The sequence below is a fragment of the Paenibacillus sp. Cedars genome (genome assembly GCF_003184205.1).
In the GTDB taxonomy this organism is placed as follows: domain Bacteria; phylum Bacillota; class Bacilli; order Paenibacillales; family Paenibacillaceae; genus Paenibacillus_AQ; species Paenibacillus_AQ glucanolyticus.
The window spans coordinates 4,593,792-4,614,363 of the sequence record NZ_CP020866.1 but is presented as its reverse complement, the minus strand read 5'-3'; the positions used below and the strand labels follow the sequence as shown (position 1 = coordinate 4,614,363).

Below are 20,572 nucleotides of genomic sequence, written 5' to 3'. Positions count from 1 at the left end.
GTTACACCTTCTCCATCGTAATGAACGTATGGCTTCCATTAGAGAACGCCGCATTTTTAACGAAACCTGTGGCGGTGTACAGGGCGATGGCACGCGCATTGAACTCGGCAACGGTTAAGCGAAATGATTGGGTATTATGCTGGTTCGAGATGGACTTCAGCACGAAGGTGAAGAATTCACGCCCCCGGCCCTGTCCCGTCCACTCGGGGAGCATTCCGATTCCAAGATCGAGCAGATCCTTATCGTATACACCAAGTCTGACACCTGCAGGTACCTGGGCGGAGACACCGGTGCAGAAGAATCCGATCAGTTGACCGGCTTCATTCAAGACAGCGGTGTAAGGCTGTTCCAACAGCTCTTGCAGCGACTCTTCATCATCATCCTGATTGTACAGGTCATATGGCGGCTCGTATTTCCACTGCAGAATTTGCTTGGCGAGGTCTATGGTCATCAGGCAGGTTACATAGGGCATGCGTATCACCTTTTTCTCTAAATAAGATTATAGTCACCATCCATTGTACGAGAATAGGTGTTATTTGGATAGCAGGCAGTCCCTTTGCTGACTGCTTCATTATCGTGTCTCTCCTAGTGCATGGCTCGTTTCAGATCGCCTTATTCCATTCGAGGACTCTATTCACCCTGCTTCGATTTGGTACAGTTGAGCGGATACCGTCTTCCGTATGCTCTGCCGTAAGCCACGATTCGCTGGATCGTATCCTGTTCCCTCAGTTTGGTGAATGGACATGGGTCGGGGAGTGTGTTCACTTCGAGGATCCAGGGGGTGAGGTCTTGGTCCACGGTGAGGTCGAGCCCTAGCTCGTTCAATGCCGGATACCTATGGCTCATGTGAGCTGCCACCGACAGCGCGTCGGAGGGCCCTGTTGTCAAGTTGGAATGAAGTTTAAACACTTGGCGTGGGTCTGCACCACATGCTGTCTGCGGCAAGTGCTTGGCGGGTAAATTTCTTGCAGCCAATTATGCGGCAAACGATAACACGCTGACACTTGCCCTCACCGTCGAAGAAGCTGCGCTGCATCAAGCTTTTTCCCACCCGAATATCGGCCTAAACACTTTGCGAATGTAATAAGCCAATACGGTCGTTGCGGTCCATGAGCTGCGCGTATTCTGAATGTATTGATCGCTAATTATATAAGTCCGAGTAGAAGTGGGACTCTTCAAACCGAACTCTTCCCACTTCGCCGGATCATTCGAACCTCCGAGCCTTACAAGCATTTTCGCCGATTCGCTATTTATTTTAGCCGGAATTTGCTCGTATGCTTGGGTGATTTGCACATGAAATTCGTCGATCGGATTGCGGCTGGCAAGGCTCTCCAAGTGGATGCTTTCGCGAAGGTAAGAAACGTATGCCAGATGGTCAGCCCAGAACTCGTCGATATAAAAGAGCCGTACCCGCTGCTCCGAAGGGCTCATCGGCTTCTCGCCTGTCAATATTCCGAGCCGCTCCTCGTATAGAATGCGCCTCTGATCCTCCACCATATCCGAATAACCGTTTAATTCCTTGCGGATATGGAAGTTTTGGCCCATAACAACACGCTGAATATGTACGATTTTACTGCGGAGCACCGGCTCCTCGAGAGCCTCATCCTGCCTGGGAGCACGAATCGCTTGATTGATGCCGAACCGGAGCAGCAACTCGTCCTCCAGGCTTATGAAAAATACGGAAGCTCCAGGGTCCCCTTGGCGGCCAGAACGCCCGCGCAGTTGGTTGTCGATCCGCACGCTTTCGTTCATATGCGTACCAATCACGTACAACCCGCCCAGCTTGGCCACAATTTCTGCTTGCGCGAGGTTGCCGCCGCCGAGCCGAATGTCGACGCCGCGTCCTGCCATATTCGTAGACACCGTCACGGCGCCGATTTCTCCCGCTTTGGCAATGATATCGGCTTCTTCTTCGTCGTTACTCGCATTCAGAACATGGCAAGGTACGCCGGCAACCGCCAGCGCTTCGGCCAGCCTGTCAGACTCCTCGACGCTTGACGTACCAATGAGAATGGGACGTCCCACCCTGTGGACAGACGAGATTTCGTGTACAAGCGCCTTGAATTTGGCTTCTTTATGGGTATAAATCCGGTGCGGATGGTCCACTCGTATGTTTGGCCGGTTGGGTGGAATTTGCACGACCTGCAGCGCATAAATATCTTCGAATTCCATTGCGGAAACGTGAGCGGTAGCCGTCATTCCACAAATCTTCGGATACAGGCTAAGGAAGTGTTGGAGGGTGATCGTACCGAGAATTTTTCCGCCGGCTGAGGGCTGCAGCCCTTCTTTGGCCGTAAGCGCGGCTTGCAGCCGGTCCGGCAAATGTCTGTTCTCCGCCACGCGGCCGGTATATTCGTCAATCAGCTCGATTTTACCGTCACGGACGATGTAATCGACGTCTCTTTTTAATAACGATTCCGCATGCAGCGCGCAGTTCAACGACGATAACAAATAAGTATTATGGCTTTCGTACAAATTCCCGCATGCCAGCAGCTCTTCCGCTTTCGCAGAGCCAGCTTCATTCAAATAAACATTCCGCTTGAACTCGTCGAACTCGTAATGCGCATCCTGCTCGAGCTGCCTGGCCACTTCGGCAAAACGAGTGCCGTCGCTCTCGGAAAAGCCCGGCTCGCCGGCGATGACTAGCGGCACCCGCGCTTCGTCGAGAAGCAGCGAATCCGCTTCGTCGACGATGACGTAGTGGAAAGGACGATGCACAGTATCGGCTTCGTTTAGTGCAATCGTGTCGCGCAAATAATCGAATCCCGCCTCTTTGGCCGTAACATAGGTTATATCCGCGGCGTACGCTTCCTGTTTCTCGGACAAGCTCATGCCCGCTTGAACCGATTTTACCGTTAACCCGAGGAAACGATAGATCGGGCCCATCCAATGCGCATCCCGATTGGCCAAATAATCGTTAAATGTCAGCACATGAACGCCCTCGCCGGTCAGCGCATTCAGATAAGCAGGCATAACAGCAGAGAGCGTTTTTCCTTCGCCGGTATGCTGCTCGATCAAAAATCTCTCGTGCAGAGCGATGGCAGCCATGATCTGGACATCGTAAGGCTGTAATCCGAGCTGTCTCTTCGCCGCCTCGCAGACTAACGCATAAGCATCGACAAGCAGCTCGTCCAGAGGCGTACCCGATGAGGCTTCCTTTTTGAGCCGGAGAGATTCCGCTTGCAGCTGCATCTCGTCCCATGGTTCTAAATTCCGTTTCCTGATGAGCTCCGCTTTCTCCCGATAACCTTTCAGCTTTTGCCGGGTATCGTAATCTTTGAATTTTTGCATGAACTTGGCGGCTATATTCATCGGAATTTGATCTCCCTTCAGTACTGTAATGGAATCAGATACGGCTATATTTCGAAATCCGTGAAGTAGAAGTACGTTCTTAATTCAAGAACGTTGTTAACAAGCATACAATGGATCCCTTCTGGTTATTATTGGATATCGATTATTGTAATATAATCTATTACATTATGGAAGCTATCACAGTCTTTGATAAAACTGGCAAGCCAAAAGAGGATGAGCCGCGAAGGAAGCGGACCATCCTCTTTTTTTATTCCTGTTGCAGGTTGTTAACCGCTTGCATGGGTCTGTACCACATGCTGCCTGCGGTAGGCTCCCGGCGTCATGCCGACGGCCTTCTTGAACGTCCGGTTGAAGGAAGTGATGTTGAGATAGCCGACGCGCTGGCTGATCTCGTTCACGGTCAAGTCTGTGCATGCCAGCAGTTCCTTCGCTTTGTTCATGCGGATGCCGAGCAGATGATCGCTGAAGTTGAGACCGGTCTTCTCCTTGATATAAACGGAGAGGTAAGCGCTCGACAGGTTCAGCTTGGCGGACAAATAGTCGAGAGACAGATCGTCGGCATATTGGTTATGAATAATGTTCATGAACATGGCGATCAGCGGCTCTTCGCCGGTATCCTTTTTCTTGCGGATGAGGGCGCATGCTGCTTCGATGAGCTGACGGAATACACCCGAGTACTCGGCAAGACAATGGCATTCGGCCAGCCTGCCGCTCCACTGCTTCAAGGATTGAACAGAGGATTTATCTATCTGTGCCATCTCGGCATAACTGAGAATCTTGGAAGCGACGGAATCGGCGAAGAAGCGAAACTGCGCGATGCCCGCTTCCTTCCGCTGCAGCGTCTCCAGCGCCTGATCGATGATCTGCAGGGAGCGGCTGTCACTGCCGGATTGCAGCGCGTTGAGCAGTCCCTTTTCCTGGGACGGGCTCAGGTTGACGGTGTTCGGGAGCGCCCGCTGCTTGGTTACCAGCTGGGATTCGTCGCGAAGCGGCGCCTGCGCCGTCAGGCCCTTGACCTGATGGTAGGCCTGATTGAATTCGGAAGAATGGCTCACCTGAGAACTGACCGCGATCGTGACAAGGAACAGTTCCCGTTCCTCGTTTAGCATTCCCCTGATGTCGGCCAGCAGCTCCTCCAGCCGGGCGGCTTCTTCGCGTTTCAAGATGGAGATGATCTCATTCTTCTCGATCTGGAACGTGTGGGAGCCGGGATAGCGCTCGGCCGTGATCAGATGAATATGCTCCAGCATATGACGAACAGCCTGATCGGTTTGCAGCGGAAGCTCATAAGCCGGATTCATGCGGAAACGGATATGGTACAGAACCACGATAAAACTCCCGTCATCTGACAGGAAATCCTCCCACTCGCTGATATCGGTGTTGATGCTCTTCAGCTGGCTGATATAGGAATAACTGGTTAGAACGGACTTGTGTCTGTTCATGCGGTCCCGAATTTCTTCCTTCTCCCGGAACAGCTCCTGAATGCGGTTCTGGATCAGATCGTATTCCGTGATGCTTCCCGGTTCCGGCATCGAAGTGAAGGGGGCTCTATTCAGTACCGTCGTTAAAATCTGTTTCACCGGCTTGTGCAATCTGCGGCTGAACAAATAGGACGCGGCAACAGCTACTCCGAGAGACAGACAGAATATGAGCAGCAAGCCACCGGTTAACCTGCTTAACTGAGAAGACACATGGCTGTAAGGTACAGCCGAGACGTAGGTGAGTCCGTCAGATCCGGTTTCGGTAAAATAGTAGGTTCCATCCTGAAGCACGGCTTCCTGCCCTGCCTGAAATAAAGGCAGCTGTTCATGGCGGATGGAACCCCAGTTGTATAACACGCTGCCATCAGCGTCCAGAATCGCCAGTGCCCGATCATTCGAATCGCCAAAAAAGGATTGAGCAGCCTTGTCAATGTCGATGAGGGCAATGACCTCATAACGATTATCCGGTTGTTTGTACACAAAGGGCATCAGCTTTTTCTCGGATAAATCGTTGTTGATCCGATAGGTTTCCGCAGGGAGGAGTGTGAAGGATTCAAGGCGATCCTCATAGCTGCTCCAGAATGAATAGGAGTACGTCGGGCTGGCGTAGGAGCGATTAAACATATAGGAGGCATCGCCGCTGCCGGATTTGCTGAGCACAAAATCATGCTCCTGCAAGTAAATCAGTGTATCCTCCAGAAAGAATAGCGGGTTATAGATATCGCTTCGCATCTGCAGCATCACCTCACGTGCCTTCAGATAATTCACTTCATTTCCGGTCTGGTGGCGAAGCTGGTTATGGAAACCGATCAAATCGGATTGATTGTATATATCAAACATGAGCACCTGCAGCCTGCTGAACTGATTGGAGAACCGTTCCGCCGTATCGTGAACCGCACGCTGGCTTGTATCAATGATTTCTTTTTGCAGGCTGGTCTTAAAGAGCTGGAAGATCATCATATAGAACAATCCGAATAACACAATGATGGCCAGGAAGCTCAAAAAAATCTTGAAAAATAAACTGCGGCTTTTATGTTTGATCCAATTCACAGCATTCCCCCCTTATATTTATCCGACGTCCAGGGTTTCCCATCATGATATAGGACGAGTGTTAAGGATGGTGCCCGATTCATGTTAATATTCCGTAAAAAATGGATAGTCAATATTTTAGATTCTAGGCATTGCTTTAGGAAAACGGTGATTCTGCCCCTCCATCCAATGAAAGGCGAGACATCAATAAAATGGTCAATACCCCTGCTGCGTTCGGGTCGGTTATGATGCAAGCGTGAACCTGAATACACACGTAGACGCAGTATAGACGAAAGCGAGGGGATAACCGATTTTACAACGTCAGCTCAACAGCGTGGAAGCGCATTCAAAAATTCGCAAAAAAAGCGTTTGGCGAAGCTGGATGATGCAGGTACGCAGAAACTGGCAGCTGTATGCTCTATTTGCACCGGTTCTGCTTTACTTCATTCTGTTTCACTATGTACCCATGTATGGCGTCCAGATTGCATTTAAGGATTTTATGGCCAACAAAGGCATCATGGACAGTCCATGGGTCGGGTTCAAGCATTTTGAACGTTTTTTTGACAGCTTTTATTTCTGGCGGATTATCAAAAACACGATGGGTATCGGGTTATATGAGCTGGCGGTCGGATTTCCGATTCCGATTATTCTGGCCTTAATGATCAATGAAGCCAGATCGGGCCGGTTCCGCCGATTTGTACAGACCGTAACTTATGCACCCCATTTCTTATCCACGGTGGTTGTCGTTGGCATGATTATGATGTTCCTGTCGCCGGTTAGCGGCCTCGTCAATTTCATCATTACCTCCTTTGGCGGAGAGTCTGTTTCCTTCATGACGGAACCTTCCTGGTTCAAGAGCATCTACGTATGGTCGGGCGTATGGCAGGGCATGGGCTGGAGCTCCATTATCTATCTCGCAGCGCTCGCCGGGATTGACCCGCAGCTGCATGAGGCGGCCAAGGTGGACGGCGCAGGCTGGCTCCGGCGCATCTGGCACATTAATCTGCCGGGCATAGCGCCCACGATGACGATTCTGCTCATCCTGAACATCGGTTCCGTTCTGGGTGTCGGCTTCGAGAAGATCTTCCTGATGCAAAACTCGCTCAACATGGAAGCGTCCGACGTCATTGCGACCAATGTATACCGGAGCGGTATTCTTGGGGCCCAGTACAGCTTCTCGGCTGCGGTTGGCCTGTTCAACTCCATCGTCAACTTCATCATGCTGATTGCCGTAAACCGGATTGCGCGCAGAGTCAGCGAGAACAGCCTATGGTAAGGAGGAATGATGGCATATGCCGCAGAGCCGGAGTGAACGAATAGCCGGAATATGTATTTACATTATACTCTCTTTTATTACGCTCCTTGTACTGTATCCTTTATTTTTTGTTCTCATTGCTTCCATCAGTGCTCCGGAAACGGTGATGCGGGGAGAAGTGTGGCTATGGCCCAAGGAGTTGTCGTTTGTCGGTTACGAGCGGTTGTTTGCCAACTCGGAGCTCATGCGAGGATTCCTGAACACGCTGCTCTATACCGCGACGGGAACGGCGCTGAATGTGATGATGACGATTGCGGCAGCTTATCCCCTTTCGAGGGCTGATTTTAACGGCCGCGGGCTTTTTACGGCGATAATTGTGTTCACGATGTTCTTCAGCGGGGGGATGATTCCGAATTACTTGCTGGTCAAGGAGCTTGGGATGCTGGATACGATCTGGGCGATGATCATCCCTTCAGCGGTATCGGTGTGGAACATCATCATTATGCGAACCTTCTTCCAAAGCTCGATTCCGAAGGAGATGCAGGAGGCGGCGTTTATCGACGGGGCTTCCAATATGCGAGTGCTTCTGAGGATTGTCCTCCCGTTATCCGGCCCGATTCTGGCCGTTATGGTGCTATTCTATGCAGTTGGCCACTGGAATTCGTATTTCAGCGCCCTGATCTATTTGTCGGATCGGGCGAATTATCCGCTGCAGCTGTTCCTGCGCGAGATTCTGGTTCAGGGGCAGATGCAGGAGATGGTTGATATCAGCGATGATTCGCTGGCGCGAAGCCTGATGGATGCGGAAGCGATCAAATATGCGGCGGTCATTGTTACGAATCTGCCGATGCTGCTGCTGTACCCGTTCCTGCAAAAGTATTTTGTGAAGGGTGTTATGATTGGTGCGATTAAAGGTTGAGTACGGACAATTGATGAGGGGGATATGAAATTTATGGTTATGAAAAGATGGACTTCACTTGCATTGGCAGCTGTGCTGGCTGCCGGGCTGCTGGCCGGTTGTGGGAGCAAGAGCGGGGAAGACGCAGCGGATAAGGGAGAAACGCCGCAGGCTAATCTCAACGAGACCGGAATGCCGATTGTGAACGAGCCTCTAAATCTGACCTTTTTCACGGGTAAATCGCCGACAAACGGAAGCAAATTCGAGGAAACGCTGGTATGGAAAACCTATCAGGAGATGTCGAACGTGAATGTGACATGGAATCTCATTCCGTTTGAGACATTGACCGAGAAGAGGAACCTGGCTCTGGCCGGGGGGGATTACCCGGACGTGTTCTACTCGGCCAGGGTGGGCTCTGCGGAATTGACGCGTTATGGCGAGCAGGGGGTATTCATACCGCTGAACGATCTGATCGACAAGTATGCGCCGAACTTCAAAAAACTCATGGAAGAATATCCCGATATTCGCAAAGGACTGACGATGCCGGATGGCAAGATTTATTCCCTGCCTTCCTTCTATGATCCTGCCCTGTTGTCTATGCTGATCGGCACTCCGCTGTGGATAAATCAGGAGTGGTTGGACCAGCTCGGCATGAAAGAGCCGCAGACAACGGAAGAGTTCTATGCATATTTGAAGGCGGTCAAAGAAACGGATCTGAACGGCAACGGGTTGCATGACGAAATTCCGTTCTCTTCAACAGGCATTACGGGAATCATTGACCATCTGAAGGGTTCATGGGGGCTTGGAACGAGCGGGCTCGGCCATAAATTCGTGGATGTGGACCCGGACACAGGCAAACTTCGCTTTACCAAAGCGCTGCCGGAATACAAGGAGATGCTGGAGTTTGTGAATAAGCTCTACATGGAAGGATTGCTCGACAAAGAGATTTTCACGATTGAAGGCGGCGCACTGAATGCCAAGGGGCAGGAGGGACTGCTCGGTTCCACCATCGTGCCGAACCCGGAGACCGTTATGGGACGCAAGGAATACATCGGGCTTGGAGCGCTGAAGGGACCGCACGGAGATCAGCTCTACTCTCACGTAAAAGTCCCGATGGTGCATGTGGGCGCATTTGCCATTACGGATAAGAATCCGAACCCGGAAGCGACGATTCGCTGGATGGATTATTTCTACGGGGATGAAGGAGCCCAGTTCTATTTCATGGGCAAGGAAGGCGAGACCTATACGAAGAGTGGAGACGGTCAACTGGAATACGTGAAGGAGATTACGGAGAATTCCAATGGGCTGACGCAGGATCAGGCGCTTGCCAAGTATTTCACTTGGCTCGGCGGCAGCTACCCTGGGCTGGTTAAGGAGAGCTGGTTCAAGGGCTCGGAGACACTGCCAAGCGCCATGGCCGCTGCGGAAAAAGCAAAGCCGTATGCGGTGAAGGAGATTCTGTACAACTTCAATTTCACGATCGAGGAGACGGATGTCATGTCCTCGATCGGCAAGGACATTCAGGACTACGTAACGGAGATGGAAGCCAAATTCGTAAACGGATCTGCCTCGTTCAGCCAGTGGGAAGAGTATGTGAACACACTCAACAAAATGGGGCTGGACCGCTATATGGAAGTGTATCAGGCGGCGTATGACCGCTACCAGGCAGAGTAAGCAGAGAGATTCATAGACGCGGTGCGGAGAGGTTTTTCGCATCGCGTTTTTGCCTTCGAATAATTGGTTATATATTCCAAATGTGATGATATGATTTGTATTACAGTAGCAGAATGAAGAGGCATATACATGGGGTCTGGAGGAGGGCGGGATAGCCGCGTGAGAATCGTGTTTACCGTAATTGGCGTTGGCAGCTTGGCTTAATTAATGGCTGCTTTGAAGGAAGCCGCCGTCATTTGATTGGCGGTTTTCTTGTCGTCCAGGCGCCATTTTACATAATCCGCGACTAATATTGAGTGAGAGTTAACACTTCGGACGTACACTTGAAAATATAATAAGGTCTAAGAAGAGGGGAAATGAACTTGAAACGTAATGTCATGAAAGTCGTCTCGCTATGGATGGCAGCAGAAATAACGATGGCCTCTCTATTCTCGGCGGGAACCGTGCTGGCGGATACCAATCAGGCAGCATCTCAGCCAGTCAACGTGGAAGCAGCGCAGGGTGGAACTGCACTGGCTGCCAATTTTGGCATTTCTACTGCAGCTTTTCCGGATGCGTATGAAGAGGAGCCTTACACGGTTACGGTTGATGTGTATGGCGGACAAGCACCGTATACCTTCACCGCGGCAGGTTTGCCGGCAGGTTTGTCGATGGCAGCAGACACAGGGATCGTTACGGGAACACCTGCAACTGGACAAAAGGGCGAATATACAATTGATGTAACAGCGCAAGACAGCGCATCTGTACCGGCAACGACGCAGTCGCAGGTCACGCTGCAAGTATACGGTAAACGTTCGGAGCCGGTTGCAGACAAGCTGGCTGTCGAGATGATTGGACATTACGCTGTAGGCACCTCCAACAAAGATGGCGGTGTCGCGGAGATTGTGAAGTACAACAAGGACAATGGGAAGCTGTATTTGGTGAACGGCTCTACCCAGCCGGCAAGTTTGGAGATTGTATCTCTTCATGCCGATGGCAGCCTTGTCAAAGATAAACAGATTAACGTAGAGGCCCTGGCGGAAACGGGCAACTTCCAGTACGGCGATCTGACCAGTGTAGACATCAATAACAAGACCAAGAAGGTTGTGGTTGCTGTCCAGGAGCTGGATCATACCAAGCCTGGAAAGGTTCTCGTCCTCGATTATGAGGGCAGCCTGATCACGTCATACGATACGGGCATCCAACCGGATATGGTTAAATACACGTCGGATGGCCGCTATATCCTGACGGCGGATGAAGGTGAGCCTCGCACAGAGACAGCTCCAGATCCGGAAGGCAGCATCACGATCATCGATACAACATCAAGCGAAGTGAGCCAACTGAAATTTGATGATCCGTCGATCATCGATGACAATGTCCACATTCGCGGAGCCGTAGAAACGGATGGCAAGATTATAACAAGCGGACCGAAAACGTCTGCCATCCACGATCTGGAGCCCGAATACATTGCCTTGTCCGAGGATGAGCAGACTGCGTATGTCGCTTTGCAGGAGAACAATGCGATGGCAGTAGTCGATATCGCCTCCAAGTCGATTACATCGGTTCGGGGACTGGGATACAAGGATTTCAATCAAACGGGGAACGAGCTGGATCTCCTGAAGGACAGCCAAATCAAGTTTGAGAACGTCCCTTTTTACGGGATGTATATGCCGGACGGAATCGCGACCTACAGCGTAAACGGACAGCAATACATTCTGTCTGCGAATGAAGGGGACGCAACCGGCTGGGACGATCGAAGCAATGAAAGTGACGTTGGCAAGTTGAAATCCGGCCTGAATCCATCCTCGGCGGCTGCCCAATTCCTGGCGGACAAAGGGAGTACCTACGATAAGGTTGAGGTTGCCAGCGATATGGGCAATGACGGATTGTACATGTATGGTGCCCGTTCATTCTCCATATGGAATGCAGACCATATGTCCCCCGTCTACGACAGCGGCAGCGATTTCGAGAAGATTACGGCTGAGCGTCTGCCGACATACTTTAATGCAAGTAATGACAAAATCGATCTGGACAGCCGCAGCTCCAAGAAAGGACCAGAGCCGGAATATGTAACGGTGGGCAAGGTAGGGCAGAAAACACTGGCCTTTGTCGGACTGGAGCGTATTGGCGGAGTTATGACATATGACGTAAGTGATCCGTCGGCTCCGACATTCCTGAACTATATCAACACACGCGATTTTACAGCCGGCATTACCTCGGACTCCGGTCCGGAGGGATTGGACTTTATATCGGCTTTCGACAGTCCGACAGGACGTCCCTTGCTGCTGGTTGCCAACGAGGTTAGCGGAACTGTAGCTCTGTTGGAGCTCAAAGTTAGTAGAATCTCGCTGGATAAGTCTTCGCTGACACTGGCTGCAGGCGGTGCCAAGGCGCAGCTGCAAGCGACGGTTGAACCGACTCAAGGCGGTTCAACAGAGCTCGTCTGGAGCTCTACCGATGAAGCGGTAGCCACCGTGGATCAGAACGGACTGGTAACGCCACTGTCCGTGGGTGAAGCCGTGATCACCGTCCTAAGCAAGGACGGTTACGGTGCAGCGGAAGTACCCGTCCGGGTTACGGATGGTTCGGCCGTAGACGAGCCATGGAAGCTGACGGTCATGCATACTAACGATACCCATGCACATCTGAGTGAAGTGGCCAGACGGGCAACGCTGGTCGAGCAAGTGCGCAGCGAGGGCGGAAACAACCTGCTGCTGGATGCAGGGGATGTATTCTCGGGCGATCTGTATTTCACCAAATGGTTCGGATTGGCCGATCTGGCCTTCATGAACTACATGGGCTATGATGCCATGACGTTCGGAAACCATGAGTTCGACCAAGGGACCCAGGCGCTTGCAGATTTCGTGAGCAAGGCACAATTCCCGCTGGTTAGCGCTAACGTGGACCTGAGCCGGGATATCAACATTTCGAACTTGCTTAAAAATCCGGCGTTGATCGACACCCGGCAACCGAAAACGACGGCCAACAGTGGGGTGTATCCTTATGTGACCCTGCTGGTTGACGGTCAGGAGGTAGGGGTGTTCGGATTAACGACCGAAGATACGGCTGAAACCTCCAGCCCGGGTAAAGACGTTATATTCAAGGATGCGGTGACTTCCGCTCAGGCTACGGTGGAAGCTATGGAGAAGGATGGACTTAACAAAATCATCGCCCTTTCCCACCTTGGTTACGCAAGGGACCAGGAGCTTGCGAAGGCTGTTGAAGGCATTGACCTCATCGTTGGCGGTCATACCCATACAACGCTGAATGCACCGGAAGTGGTTATCGACAACGATCACCAGACACCAACGGTTATCGTGCAAGCCAATGAATGGGGCAAATTCTTGGGCCGGGTAGATCTGCAATTTGACAACAACGGCGTTGTCCTCGTTGGGGAAGGCGAGCTTGGCGGCAAGTTGATCCCTGTTGACAATACGGTAGCAGAAGATACGCAGGCCAAGGACATGCTGGATCCTTATAAAGCGGAATTGGAAGAGCTGATGAAGCAGGTTGTCGGTATTGCAGCAGTCGTGCTTGACGGGAATCGCGAGAATGTCCGTTCCAAGGAGACAAATCTGGGCAATCTCATCGCTGACGGCATGCTGGCAAAAGCCAAAGAGCTTAAAAATGCCGATGTGGCTCTAATGAACGGTGGTGGTATCCGCGCCGCCATCGACGAAGGTGAAATCACGATGGGCGAACTGCGTACGGTGATGCCTTTCGGAAATACCCTGTTTGTACTGGATGTTACAGGCCAGCAGTTGAAGGACGGACTTGAGAATGGAATCAGCGGTGCCAAGCTGACGGATTTGCCGGGTAAATTCCCGCAAATCGCCGGCATGAAATTCAAGTGGGATTCAACGGCACCGGCTGGAAACAAAGTGTTTGATGTTCAGATTATGAAGGACGGAAGTTACAAACCTCTGGTACTGTCGGAGACGTACCGCATGGCTACGAACAGCTTTGTGGCCAAGGGCGGGGATGGATACAAATCCTTTGCCGACGCGATTGCCGAAGGGAAATACAACGAGGATCTGGGCTATCCGGATTACGAAATTTTTATGGAGTATGTAACGAAGTTGGGCGGAACCGTATCGCCTAAGGTAGAGGGACGGATTATCGAGCAGAAGAAACCGGCAAACCCTGGTGATGGCGGGTCGTCGCCAGAGCCTGGCACAGGATCAGGCGGATCGGGAGGCGGCGGTTCTGTCACACCGCCAACAACCGGGCCAACGTCTCCTTCGACCGGTGGCAATTCAGCAGCGAACGTGATGACAGGCGATGATCTCAAGATCGACGTCTCCGGTGGGTCAACGGCTCAGATTACCGTTAATGAAGCAGCCTGGAAGAAAGCCGTTGCCGGATTGTCAGCCAGTGGTCAGCAGGAGCTTGTGATTCGGGCTTCCGACCTGACCGGCGCTGCAGAAGCGGCCATACCGGCTGCATGGCTGATTCAAGCGGTGGAACAGAATGAGCAAGCAGTCGTGGTTGTGGAAACCGCTCTTGGCGCTTACCGTCTTCCACTGGCAGCGCTGAATCTGGATGGAGCATTGAAGCAGACACAGGGTTCAAGCAGCCTTCAGGTGAAAGTATCTGTGAGTCCGATTGGCGCCGAGATGGCAAACGATATGTCACGCAAGGCAGCTTCCATGGGTGCAGCTCCGGTGAACGGTACAGCCGTCAAGTTCGGTGTTGCCGTTGGAGCACAGGGGCAAGAGCAAGAAGTGAAAGATTTCGGGAAGAAGATGGTCAGCCGGATTTTACCGCTTCCGGCAGGAGCGAATTCAGATTCCGTTACAGCCGTGATCTATGATGATGCAGCAGGGATCTTCCGATTTGTTCCGGCTGTAAAGACCACATGGAACGGTAAACCTGCCATGGAAGTGAAGCATGCCGGGAACGGCATCTATACGCTGCTGCAGTTCAAGAAGACGTTTACGGATCTTGATGGTCACTGGGCGAAGGAACAGATTGAATCCATGGCCTCCAAACTGCTCGTGAACGGAGTGAATGCGAATGCATATGCGCCTGGCAGAGAGATCACGCGTGCCGAATTTACAGCTATGCTGGTACGCGCCATGGGCCTCAGTCCTGTAATCGAGAGCGGGAAGTTCAAGGATGTCCGTGATGACGCCGCTTATGCTGGCGAGATTGGTGCGGCCTCGCTCTACGGTATTATTGAAGGCGGTAATGGAGGAGCCTTCTCGCCAAACGCCAGCATGACGCGTGCCGAGATGGCCGTGATGCTGACCCGTGCGATGGAGGCGGTGAGTCCATCTGCTCCAGCTGGCAAGGGTACGGACGCTGTTAACAGATTCAAGGATCAAGCTTCCATACCGGCCTGGGCGGCGGCAAATATCGGTCGCTTGGCAGATCAAGGCATTGTGCAGGGTGACCACCGTGGCAACTATGGGGCCCTCGACTCGGTTACCCGCGCTCAAGCGGCGCTGGTTTTGAACCGTGCTCTGGTCCAGCTCCAATGGATGGACTAGAATCAAACTGAAGTCATGCAACCACAAGACCGTCCTTAAGGCTCTCTATGAGCCTTAAGGACGGTCTTTTCGTACAGCATCAAACACAGGAGCAGTCTATTACTGCTGTGAAATTATTGACGTTGTCCGTGTATTGAAGCGCGATCTTGTCCTGCGGTGAAGGTCAGCGCTGCCATGAATTAAACAGAAGCGCCAAGTCACCGATAATATCAGTGAATGAATAAGCTGATAAGGATGTGGCCATATGCGTATCGAATCCGACTATACGAGCTGGAATTCTGCCCGGCTGAAGATCGCAAAGCCGGGGCAGGAAGGGTTTGAAGAGATCTTTCAGAAGAACAAGAAAGAAGAAGAGAACAAAGGCAGGCTTGTGACGGTAAGGGAAGGCGGCTATTTGCGCCAATACATCGTTCAATCGAATGGGAGCAAGATATTGTTAAGCGAAACGAAGCAGTACAAGGATGAGGCTGCCGCCGATTCATCTCATCTCTTGGCGCCTTTGCCTCAAACGGGCGGAATGAGTCTGAATACGAAGGAGGCACTCCATCTGTTGAACCTTCAGGCGGGTGCTGCAGGGATTATAGCTGGAGCCGTATTCGAGACATCACGGGAAAATGGCAAAAAATCATAGTGGTAACTAATTGATACTTGCTGTATAATTCTCAGTAAGATTAGTTGAATGTGAGATTTCTCATTGAATCCGGAGCGAAAATCATTTATTTTGAAAATAGATGTATTTACATGAAACCATTCATGTTATAATTTCAATATATCGACTAAGCTCATAGGAATTATTGGTTAATTAATGCGTTACAAAATAAAACATGAATATGGATCTTCGGGGTAAGGTGAAATTCCTAACCGGCGGTGATGGTTCGTTCCTTAACGTGAACGAACCTCAGCCCGCGACTCGCTACGTTCTGGTATCAATATGAATGCAGCGACTGACTTGGTGCAAATCCAAGGCCGACGGTAAAGTCCGGATGGGAGAAGATCAAAGATGAGTTTGCTGTGGAACGGGATAGGAATACATCCGTTTCACAGTAGGCTTGTTTGATCAGCCCCCGTATATGTCGACACATGTCGTCTACGGGGGCTTTCTGCTAGCAAGACCTCCGTATTCAAGACAGGAGAGGGCAAGATGAGTAATGTTAATACCGGAGTCGAGGTTAAACCCTACGATTCCGACACACAGGCAAGCCGATGTTTTAAGGGAGGGTTTTGGCTCGTCGTTTTGGGAGCCGCCCTGTGGGGCGTTGATCCTTTATTCCGGGTCATTCTGCTGAAGAATCTGACTTCTGCTCAGATTGTGTTGCTTGAACACGTCATTATTTCGTTGATAGCTATTCCTGTATTATGGAAGAACCGCATGGAGTTAAAGGGGCTTGGATGGAATCATGTTGGTGCACTGCTGTTCATCTCTTGGGGCGGCTCGGCATTGGCTACCGTCTTGTTTACGATGGGACTGTCGAGCGGCAATCTGAATGCCGTCCTGCTTCTTCAGAAGCTGCAGCCGCTATTTGCCATTATACTGGCCAGCTTGCTGCTTAAGGAGAAGCTCCCCCGTCATTTCGGGATTTTACTCGTGATTGCTCTGGCAGGTACGTATTTGCTGACCTTCGGTTTAACCCTGCCCATTGGACATTGGAATGAATTTATTCAGGTAGGCAGCCTCTTGTCATTAGGCGCAGCAGCCTTGTGGGGCGGTTCAACGGTGATGGGACGCCTGATGGTAGGCAAGCTGAAGTACGAGACGGTAACCTCGCTGCGCTTTGTGCTGGCACTGCCCCTTCTGACCGTCATTACGTGGAGCGAGGGCGCTGCATGGAATATGCCGGCATGGGGTACAGGCGACTTTGCCCTGGTATCCTTGAATCTTATCGGTCAGGCACTGCTGCCAGGTCTTCTGAGCTTGCTTGTGTATTATAAAGGGCTGACCACGACCAAAGCCTCTGTAGCGACACTCGCTGAATTGAGTTTCCCTATGGTAGGCGTGCTCATCAACTGGATCGTATTCCAGCAGGTTGTAACAGGTCCGCAGCTCCTGGGCTTCCTGTTGATCTGGATCGTGCTGTTTATTATATCGAGACAACAATCCGAGGCTTCTCTTTCATTACAGTAATGGAGTAATTTCATATGTGCTTGCAGAAAAGCTGATCCGAAATGGATCGGCTTTTTTTGTCGTGTCAAAGTTATTCCATTGGGTTGGTCGTCCTGTGAAAGGATCATTTTTTCGAAGGTGTGTAGGGTTTTTAGAATTATAGGTGTCTTATATAGTAGCACCTGATCTATGGGGCTGGGTTCACCAAAAGAGATGATTAAGGGGGGAGGATCCATGGAGGATCGGACATTGTTGGATGGGCTTGCAAGGAAAGATCTGCAATGTTTTGAAACTTTGGTCGAGCGCTATTCACGCTACATAGCCGCGGTGGTCGCTAAGGTGGCAGGTGGGCGGTTTAATTCCTACGATGTGGAGGAAATAGCCGGTGATGTGCTCATCAGGCTGTGGACAGACGGGCCCAGAATCATTCTGCGCGGGGATAGTCTCAGGCCTTATCTGGCCATAGCCGCACGTAATCATACCCTGAATGCATTGCGAAAAAGACAGCGTATCATTGAATCTGAATTGGAAGATGATGCAGTTTCATGTCCCTCTGCCGAGGCATTGGCTATTCTGCGGCAGGAGAAAGAAACGATAAGCGGCATGGTGCAGGGGATGGGCGAACCTGATCGCGAAATATTCATCCGCAGGTATTTCTATTTGGAGAAAATCCGCGACATTGCAAGCAGGCTGAATATGCAGGAGAAAGCCGTCACCGCGCGGATTCGCCGGGCAAGGGACAAACTGCGCATTCATTATGAAACCGAGAATCCGTAGGATTTCTATGAAGGATGGTGTCTATAGAAGTGAAGCTTCAAATCGATAACGAAAGGGGATGGATGCAAGTGAAGCGGCGAATTGTAGATATTATGGCCAATATCGACAATCAGAATCTGGATAATCTCCTCCTTACGGAGGATGAGGAACGCGAGTTGACGGAGCAGATCAGTATGGAACGGATCAAGAACCGAGCGATGAACCATATTCAAGAGGAGGAAACAATAGTGTTGAAAAACAGGAAAGTGAAAAAATATAAAGCCAGTATCGTTATCGCTGCCGCGATGATCATGATACTTAGCACGACCGCTTTTGCGAGCCAATACATGGATAGCTTGAAGCAGTTCTTCGGTCCATCCGCGTCCATTGCGGAAGATGAACGATCACCTATACAAGGGAAGGATACCGTGGCGGGGGTAAGCATGATTGTTGAAGAAGGCGTTTATGTCGGCAACAGCGGTTATTTGGTAGTCAGCTTCACGAAGGAGGATGGTAAGCCATTCCCCGTGGGTGCATCGATACCCGGACTTGAACTGAAAGCGGAACATGATGTGAGTTATATGGTGGCACAGCAGCTTGTGGACGATAACAAAAAGCTGGTCGGCGTATTTGAGATGGATGCGATGAATGACCTCGAAGGGTTAAAGGCACGGATCACAGCTGATCGAATCACGGCCGCGGACGCTACTCAAGCTGTTGATGGGCCATGGGATGTTCAATTTACTATTTCTGCCGGCAAGGAAAGAGAGTTGAATCTGAATCTGGCGATCTATGAAGGTGAGGAGGCACTGTCTCTCAGCACAATTCATGTTTCTTCCATCGGTGTGGCCATTGAAGGCAAGCGTACGGATGGTAAGCTGGATAAACTCCCGGAATATACGCCAGAGGTTAAGGTGACTGCCGTGGACGGTTCCGTAACAATGCTTCATGCTAGTTCCACAAGTACTACAGAGAGCGGGTTTCAGTGGCTGTATAATCTGGACAGCAAGAATAACCTCGTTTTTCTGGGGGATCTGGATATTAAAAGCATCAGCATTGACGGCAATGTGACGGAGCTGAAGTAAATCAAATGGTGGCAGGGAAACCTCAAGGGGCAGAAGCGAGAACTTCTGTCCTTTATACATGATGAATACCTTGGTAGGAATGAAATCCGATAAACCGTGACGCAACAGGCCGTAGCCTGAATCTGCTCACGGTTTTTTTTGAGGTTTAGAATCGGAAATTTATAAATGATAAAAAAAAGGTATTGAAATTGTAGAAAACGTCCATTACAATGAAACCAACTACCATACTAGTTATACTAGTATACAATCATTGACTCTCTACATAGGAGGAAGAGCAGGCTGGTTTTCTTTTCCGGAAGGACATCCATGAATTGGAGTCTATTTTTTAAATCAACAATGTAAGCGCTTAATATAAAAAGGGGGGATACAATGCACCGGGTGGATCATACCCAGGCTTGCCGAAGTTGAACGATGATAACGACAGTTTTGAAAGCGATTACTTATTTTGCTGTTGCATTGAAATGGATGAAGAATGATGGTCTTGTTCGGATTGAACAAGCATAAGGAAAGGCCTTACGGATTGGAGTGAATGACGTCAATGGAGCCAAAAGTCGCAAATCATCCCTTGCCAGCCGTGAAAGCGGCCAAGAAACCCAAGCTTAAGATCCTCGCGGCGCTGATCCGAAAGGATTGGCAGCTGTACTCCCTGTTGGTTCTGCCGATTGTATACCTGCTCATTTTCAAATACGGGCCGATGATCGGCAACATAATCGCCTTCCGACGATTTATGCCTGGAGGCAACATTTATGGAGAGAAATGGGTAGGACTGCATTATTTCAAAATGTTCATCCATGATCCCGCGTTCTGGAATGTGTTCACAAACACCTTGCTGCTTGGTGCATTGTCTCTGCTCTTTACGTTTCCCGTTCCGATTATCTTTGCGCTGCTGCTGAATGAGGTAAAGAGCAAGCGGTTCAAGAAGTTTGTCCAGACGGCATCTTATCTTCCGCATTTCCTGTCCATCGTCATCGTTGCCGGAATGATCCTGCAATTGACCTCAGTCAATGGCTCCATTAACTCTCTGGTGGAATTCTTCAATGGAGACAGAATCAATTTCATGCAGCGGGCCGAGTGGTTCCGAACGATCTATATCTCTTCGGAAATTTGGCAGGGCATGGGCTGGGGCGCGATTCTGTACCTGGCGGCATTAACAACGATTGATGAATCCCTGTACGAAGCGGCGAGAATCGACGGCGCCAACCGCTGGAAGCAAACGATGTTTGTCACGATTCCAGGCATTCTGCCAACGATTGTTACGCTGCTGATCCTCAATATGGGGGCATTCCTGGCAGTAGGTTTTGAGAAAATATTGCTGCTGTACAATCCGGTCATCTATGAGACGGCTGACGTGATCTCGACTTATCTGTACCGGGTCGGTCTCGTATCGAGCAACTTCAGTTACGCCACGGCGATCGGGCTGTTCGAATCCGTGATCGGGCTGATACTCGTATTCTCTGTGAATGCGATCTCTCGAAGACTCACGGATCGAAGCTTATGGTAAGGAGGGAGC

13 protein-coding genes and 1 riboswitch are annotated in these 20,572 nt (G+C 50.7%); of the genes, 9 read left to right on the top strand and 4 right to left on the bottom strand.

Annotation, left to right across the window (positions count from 1 at the left end; genetic code table 11):
* Position 1: 1 nt before the first annotated feature.
* From B9D94_RS22945 to B9D94_RS22930, 4 genes are all read right to left on the bottom strand, one after another.
* Positions 2 to 472 (bottom strand): GNAT family N-acetyltransferase, encoded by a 471-nt coding sequence (locus B9D94_RS22945; RefSeq protein WP_006208560.1) that lies wholly within the window; start codon positions 470 to 472, stop codon positions 2 to 4.
* A gap of 158 nt (positions 473 to 630) precedes the next feature.
* The gene (locus B9D94_RS22940; protein ID WP_148248059.1) at positions 631 to 846 is read right to left on the bottom strand and encodes a YheC/YheD family protein; all 216 of its coding nucleotides are present in this window, start codon (positions 844 to 846) and stop codon (positions 631 to 633) included.
* Positions 847 to 1,035: 189 nt separating this feature from the next.
* Positions 1,036 to 3,312: a preprotein translocase subunit SecA gene (locus B9D94_RS22935; protein ID WP_148248058.1), complete on the bottom strand. Its 2,277-nt coding sequence runs from the start codon at positions 3,310 to 3,312 to the stop codon at positions 1,036 to 1,038.
* 266 nt (positions 3,313 to 3,578) lie between these two features.
* On the bottom strand, positions 3,579 to 5,843 hold the full coding sequence (locus B9D94_RS22930; protein ID WP_148248057.1) for a helix-turn-helix domain-containing protein: 2,265 nt from the start codon (positions 5,841 to 5,843) through the stop codon (positions 3,579 to 3,581).
* Positions 5,844 to 6,207: 364 nt separating this feature from the next.
* Between B9D94_RS22930 and B9D94_RS22925 the strand changes: the two genes are divergently transcribed.
* From B9D94_RS22925 to B9D94_RS22885, 9 genes are all read left to right on the top strand, one after another.
* Entirely contained in the window at positions 6,208 to 7,098 is an 891-nt protein-coding gene (locus tag B9D94_RS22925) for an ABC transporter permease (protein WP_253806195.1), read from the top strand.
* 16 nt (positions 7,099 to 7,114) lie between these two features.
* Entirely contained in the window at positions 7,115 to 7,996 is an 882-nt protein-coding gene (locus B9D94_RS22920) for a carbohydrate ABC transporter permease (protein ID WP_006208565.1), read from the top strand.
* Between the two features lie 33 nt (positions 7,997 to 8,029).
* A complete protein-coding gene (locus B9D94_RS22915; RefSeq protein ID WP_006208566.1) occupies positions 8,030 to 9,649 on the top strand; it encodes an extracellular solute-binding protein in 1,620 nt (539 codons plus the stop codon).
* A gap of 356 nt (positions 9,650 to 10,005) precedes the next feature.
* The gene (locus tag B9D94_RS22910) at positions 10,006 to 15,120 is read left to right on the top strand and encodes a choice-of-anchor I family protein (RefSeq protein WP_148248055.1); all 5,115 of its coding nucleotides are present in this window, start codon (positions 10,006 to 10,008) and stop codon (positions 15,118 to 15,120) included.
* 244 nt (positions 15,121 to 15,364) lie between these two features.
* The gene (locus B9D94_RS22905; protein ID WP_006208569.1) at positions 15,365 to 15,751 is read left to right on the top strand and encodes a hypothetical protein; all 387 of its coding nucleotides are present in this window, start codon (positions 15,365 to 15,367) and stop codon (positions 15,749 to 15,751) included.
* A gap of 199 nt (positions 15,752 to 15,950) precedes the next feature.
* Positions 15,951 to 16,119: riboswitch (FMN riboswitch) on the top strand.
* A gap of 142 nt (positions 16,120 to 16,261) precedes the next feature.
* Entirely contained in the window at positions 16,262 to 17,242 is a 981-nt protein-coding gene (locus B9D94_RS22900) for a DMT family transporter (protein ID WP_148248054.1), read from the top strand.
* Between the two features lie 213 nt (positions 17,243 to 17,455).
* Positions 17,456 to 17,998, top strand: coding sequence for an RNA polymerase sigma factor (locus B9D94_RS22895; RefSeq protein WP_148248053.1), 543 nt, complete (start codon positions 17,456 to 17,458; stop codon positions 17,996 to 17,998).
* Between the two features lie 14 nt (positions 17,999 to 18,012).
* Positions 18,013 to 19,062 carry a hypothetical protein gene (locus B9D94_RS22890; RefSeq protein ID WP_253806017.1) on the top strand — a complete coding sequence of 350 codons (1,050 nt, stop codon included), beginning with the start codon at positions 18,013 to 18,015 and terminating at the stop codon, positions 19,060 to 19,062.
* A gap of 538 nt (positions 19,063 to 19,600) precedes the next feature.
* Positions 19,601 to 20,563, top strand: coding sequence for an ABC transporter permease (locus tag B9D94_RS22885; protein WP_006208573.1), 963 nt, complete (start codon positions 19,601 to 19,603; stop codon positions 20,561 to 20,563).
* Positions 20,564 to 20,572 lie beyond the last annotated feature (9 nt).

What these genes read in the sequence shown, in the direction of transcription:
- B9D94_RS22945 (WP_006208560.1), bottom strand. Translation starts at nt 472, where the DNA reads ATGCCCTATGTAACCTGCCTGATGACCATAGACCTCGCCAAGCAAATT.
- B9D94_RS22940 (WP_148248059.1), bottom strand. Translation starts at nt 846, where the DNA reads ATGAGCCATAGGTATCCGGCATTGAACGAGCTAGGGCTCGACCTCACC.
- B9D94_RS22935 (WP_148248058.1), bottom strand. Translation starts at nt 3,312, where the DNA reads ATGAATATAGCCGCCAAGTTCATGCAAAAATTCAAAGATTACGATACC.
- B9D94_RS22925 (WP_253806195.1), top strand. Translation starts at nt 6,208, where the DNA reads ATGCAGGTACGCAGAAACTGGCAGCTGTATGCTCTATTTGCACCGGTT.
- B9D94_RS22920 (WP_006208565.1), top strand. Translation starts at nt 7,115, where the DNA reads ATGCCGCAGAGCCGGAGTGAACGAATAGCCGGAATATGTATTTACATT.
- B9D94_RS22915 (WP_006208566.1), top strand. Translation starts at nt 8,030, where the DNA reads ATGGTTATGAAAAGATGGACTTCACTTGCATTGGCAGCTGTGCTGGCT.
- B9D94_RS22910 (WP_148248055.1), top strand. Translation starts at nt 10,006, where the DNA reads ATGAACTTGAAACGTAATGTCATGAAAGTCGTCTCGCTATGGATGGCA.
- B9D94_RS22905 (WP_006208569.1), top strand. Translation starts at nt 15,365, where the DNA reads ATGCGTATCGAATCCGACTATACGAGCTGGAATTCTGCCCGGCTGAAG.
- B9D94_RS22900 (WP_148248054.1), top strand. Translation starts at nt 16,262, where the DNA reads ATGAGTAATGTTAATACCGGAGTCGAGGTTAAACCCTACGATTCCGAC.
- B9D94_RS22895 (WP_148248053.1), top strand. Translation starts at nt 17,456, where the DNA reads ATGGAGGATCGGACATTGTTGGATGGGCTTGCAAGGAAAGATCTGCAA.
- B9D94_RS22890 (WP_253806017.1), top strand. Translation starts at nt 18,013, where the DNA reads ATGGTGTCTATAGAAGTGAAGCTTCAAATCGATAACGAAAGGGGATGG.
- B9D94_RS22885 (WP_006208573.1), top strand. Translation starts at nt 19,601, where the DNA reads ATGGAGCCAAAAGTCGCAAATCATCCCTTGCCAGCCGTGAAAGCGGCC.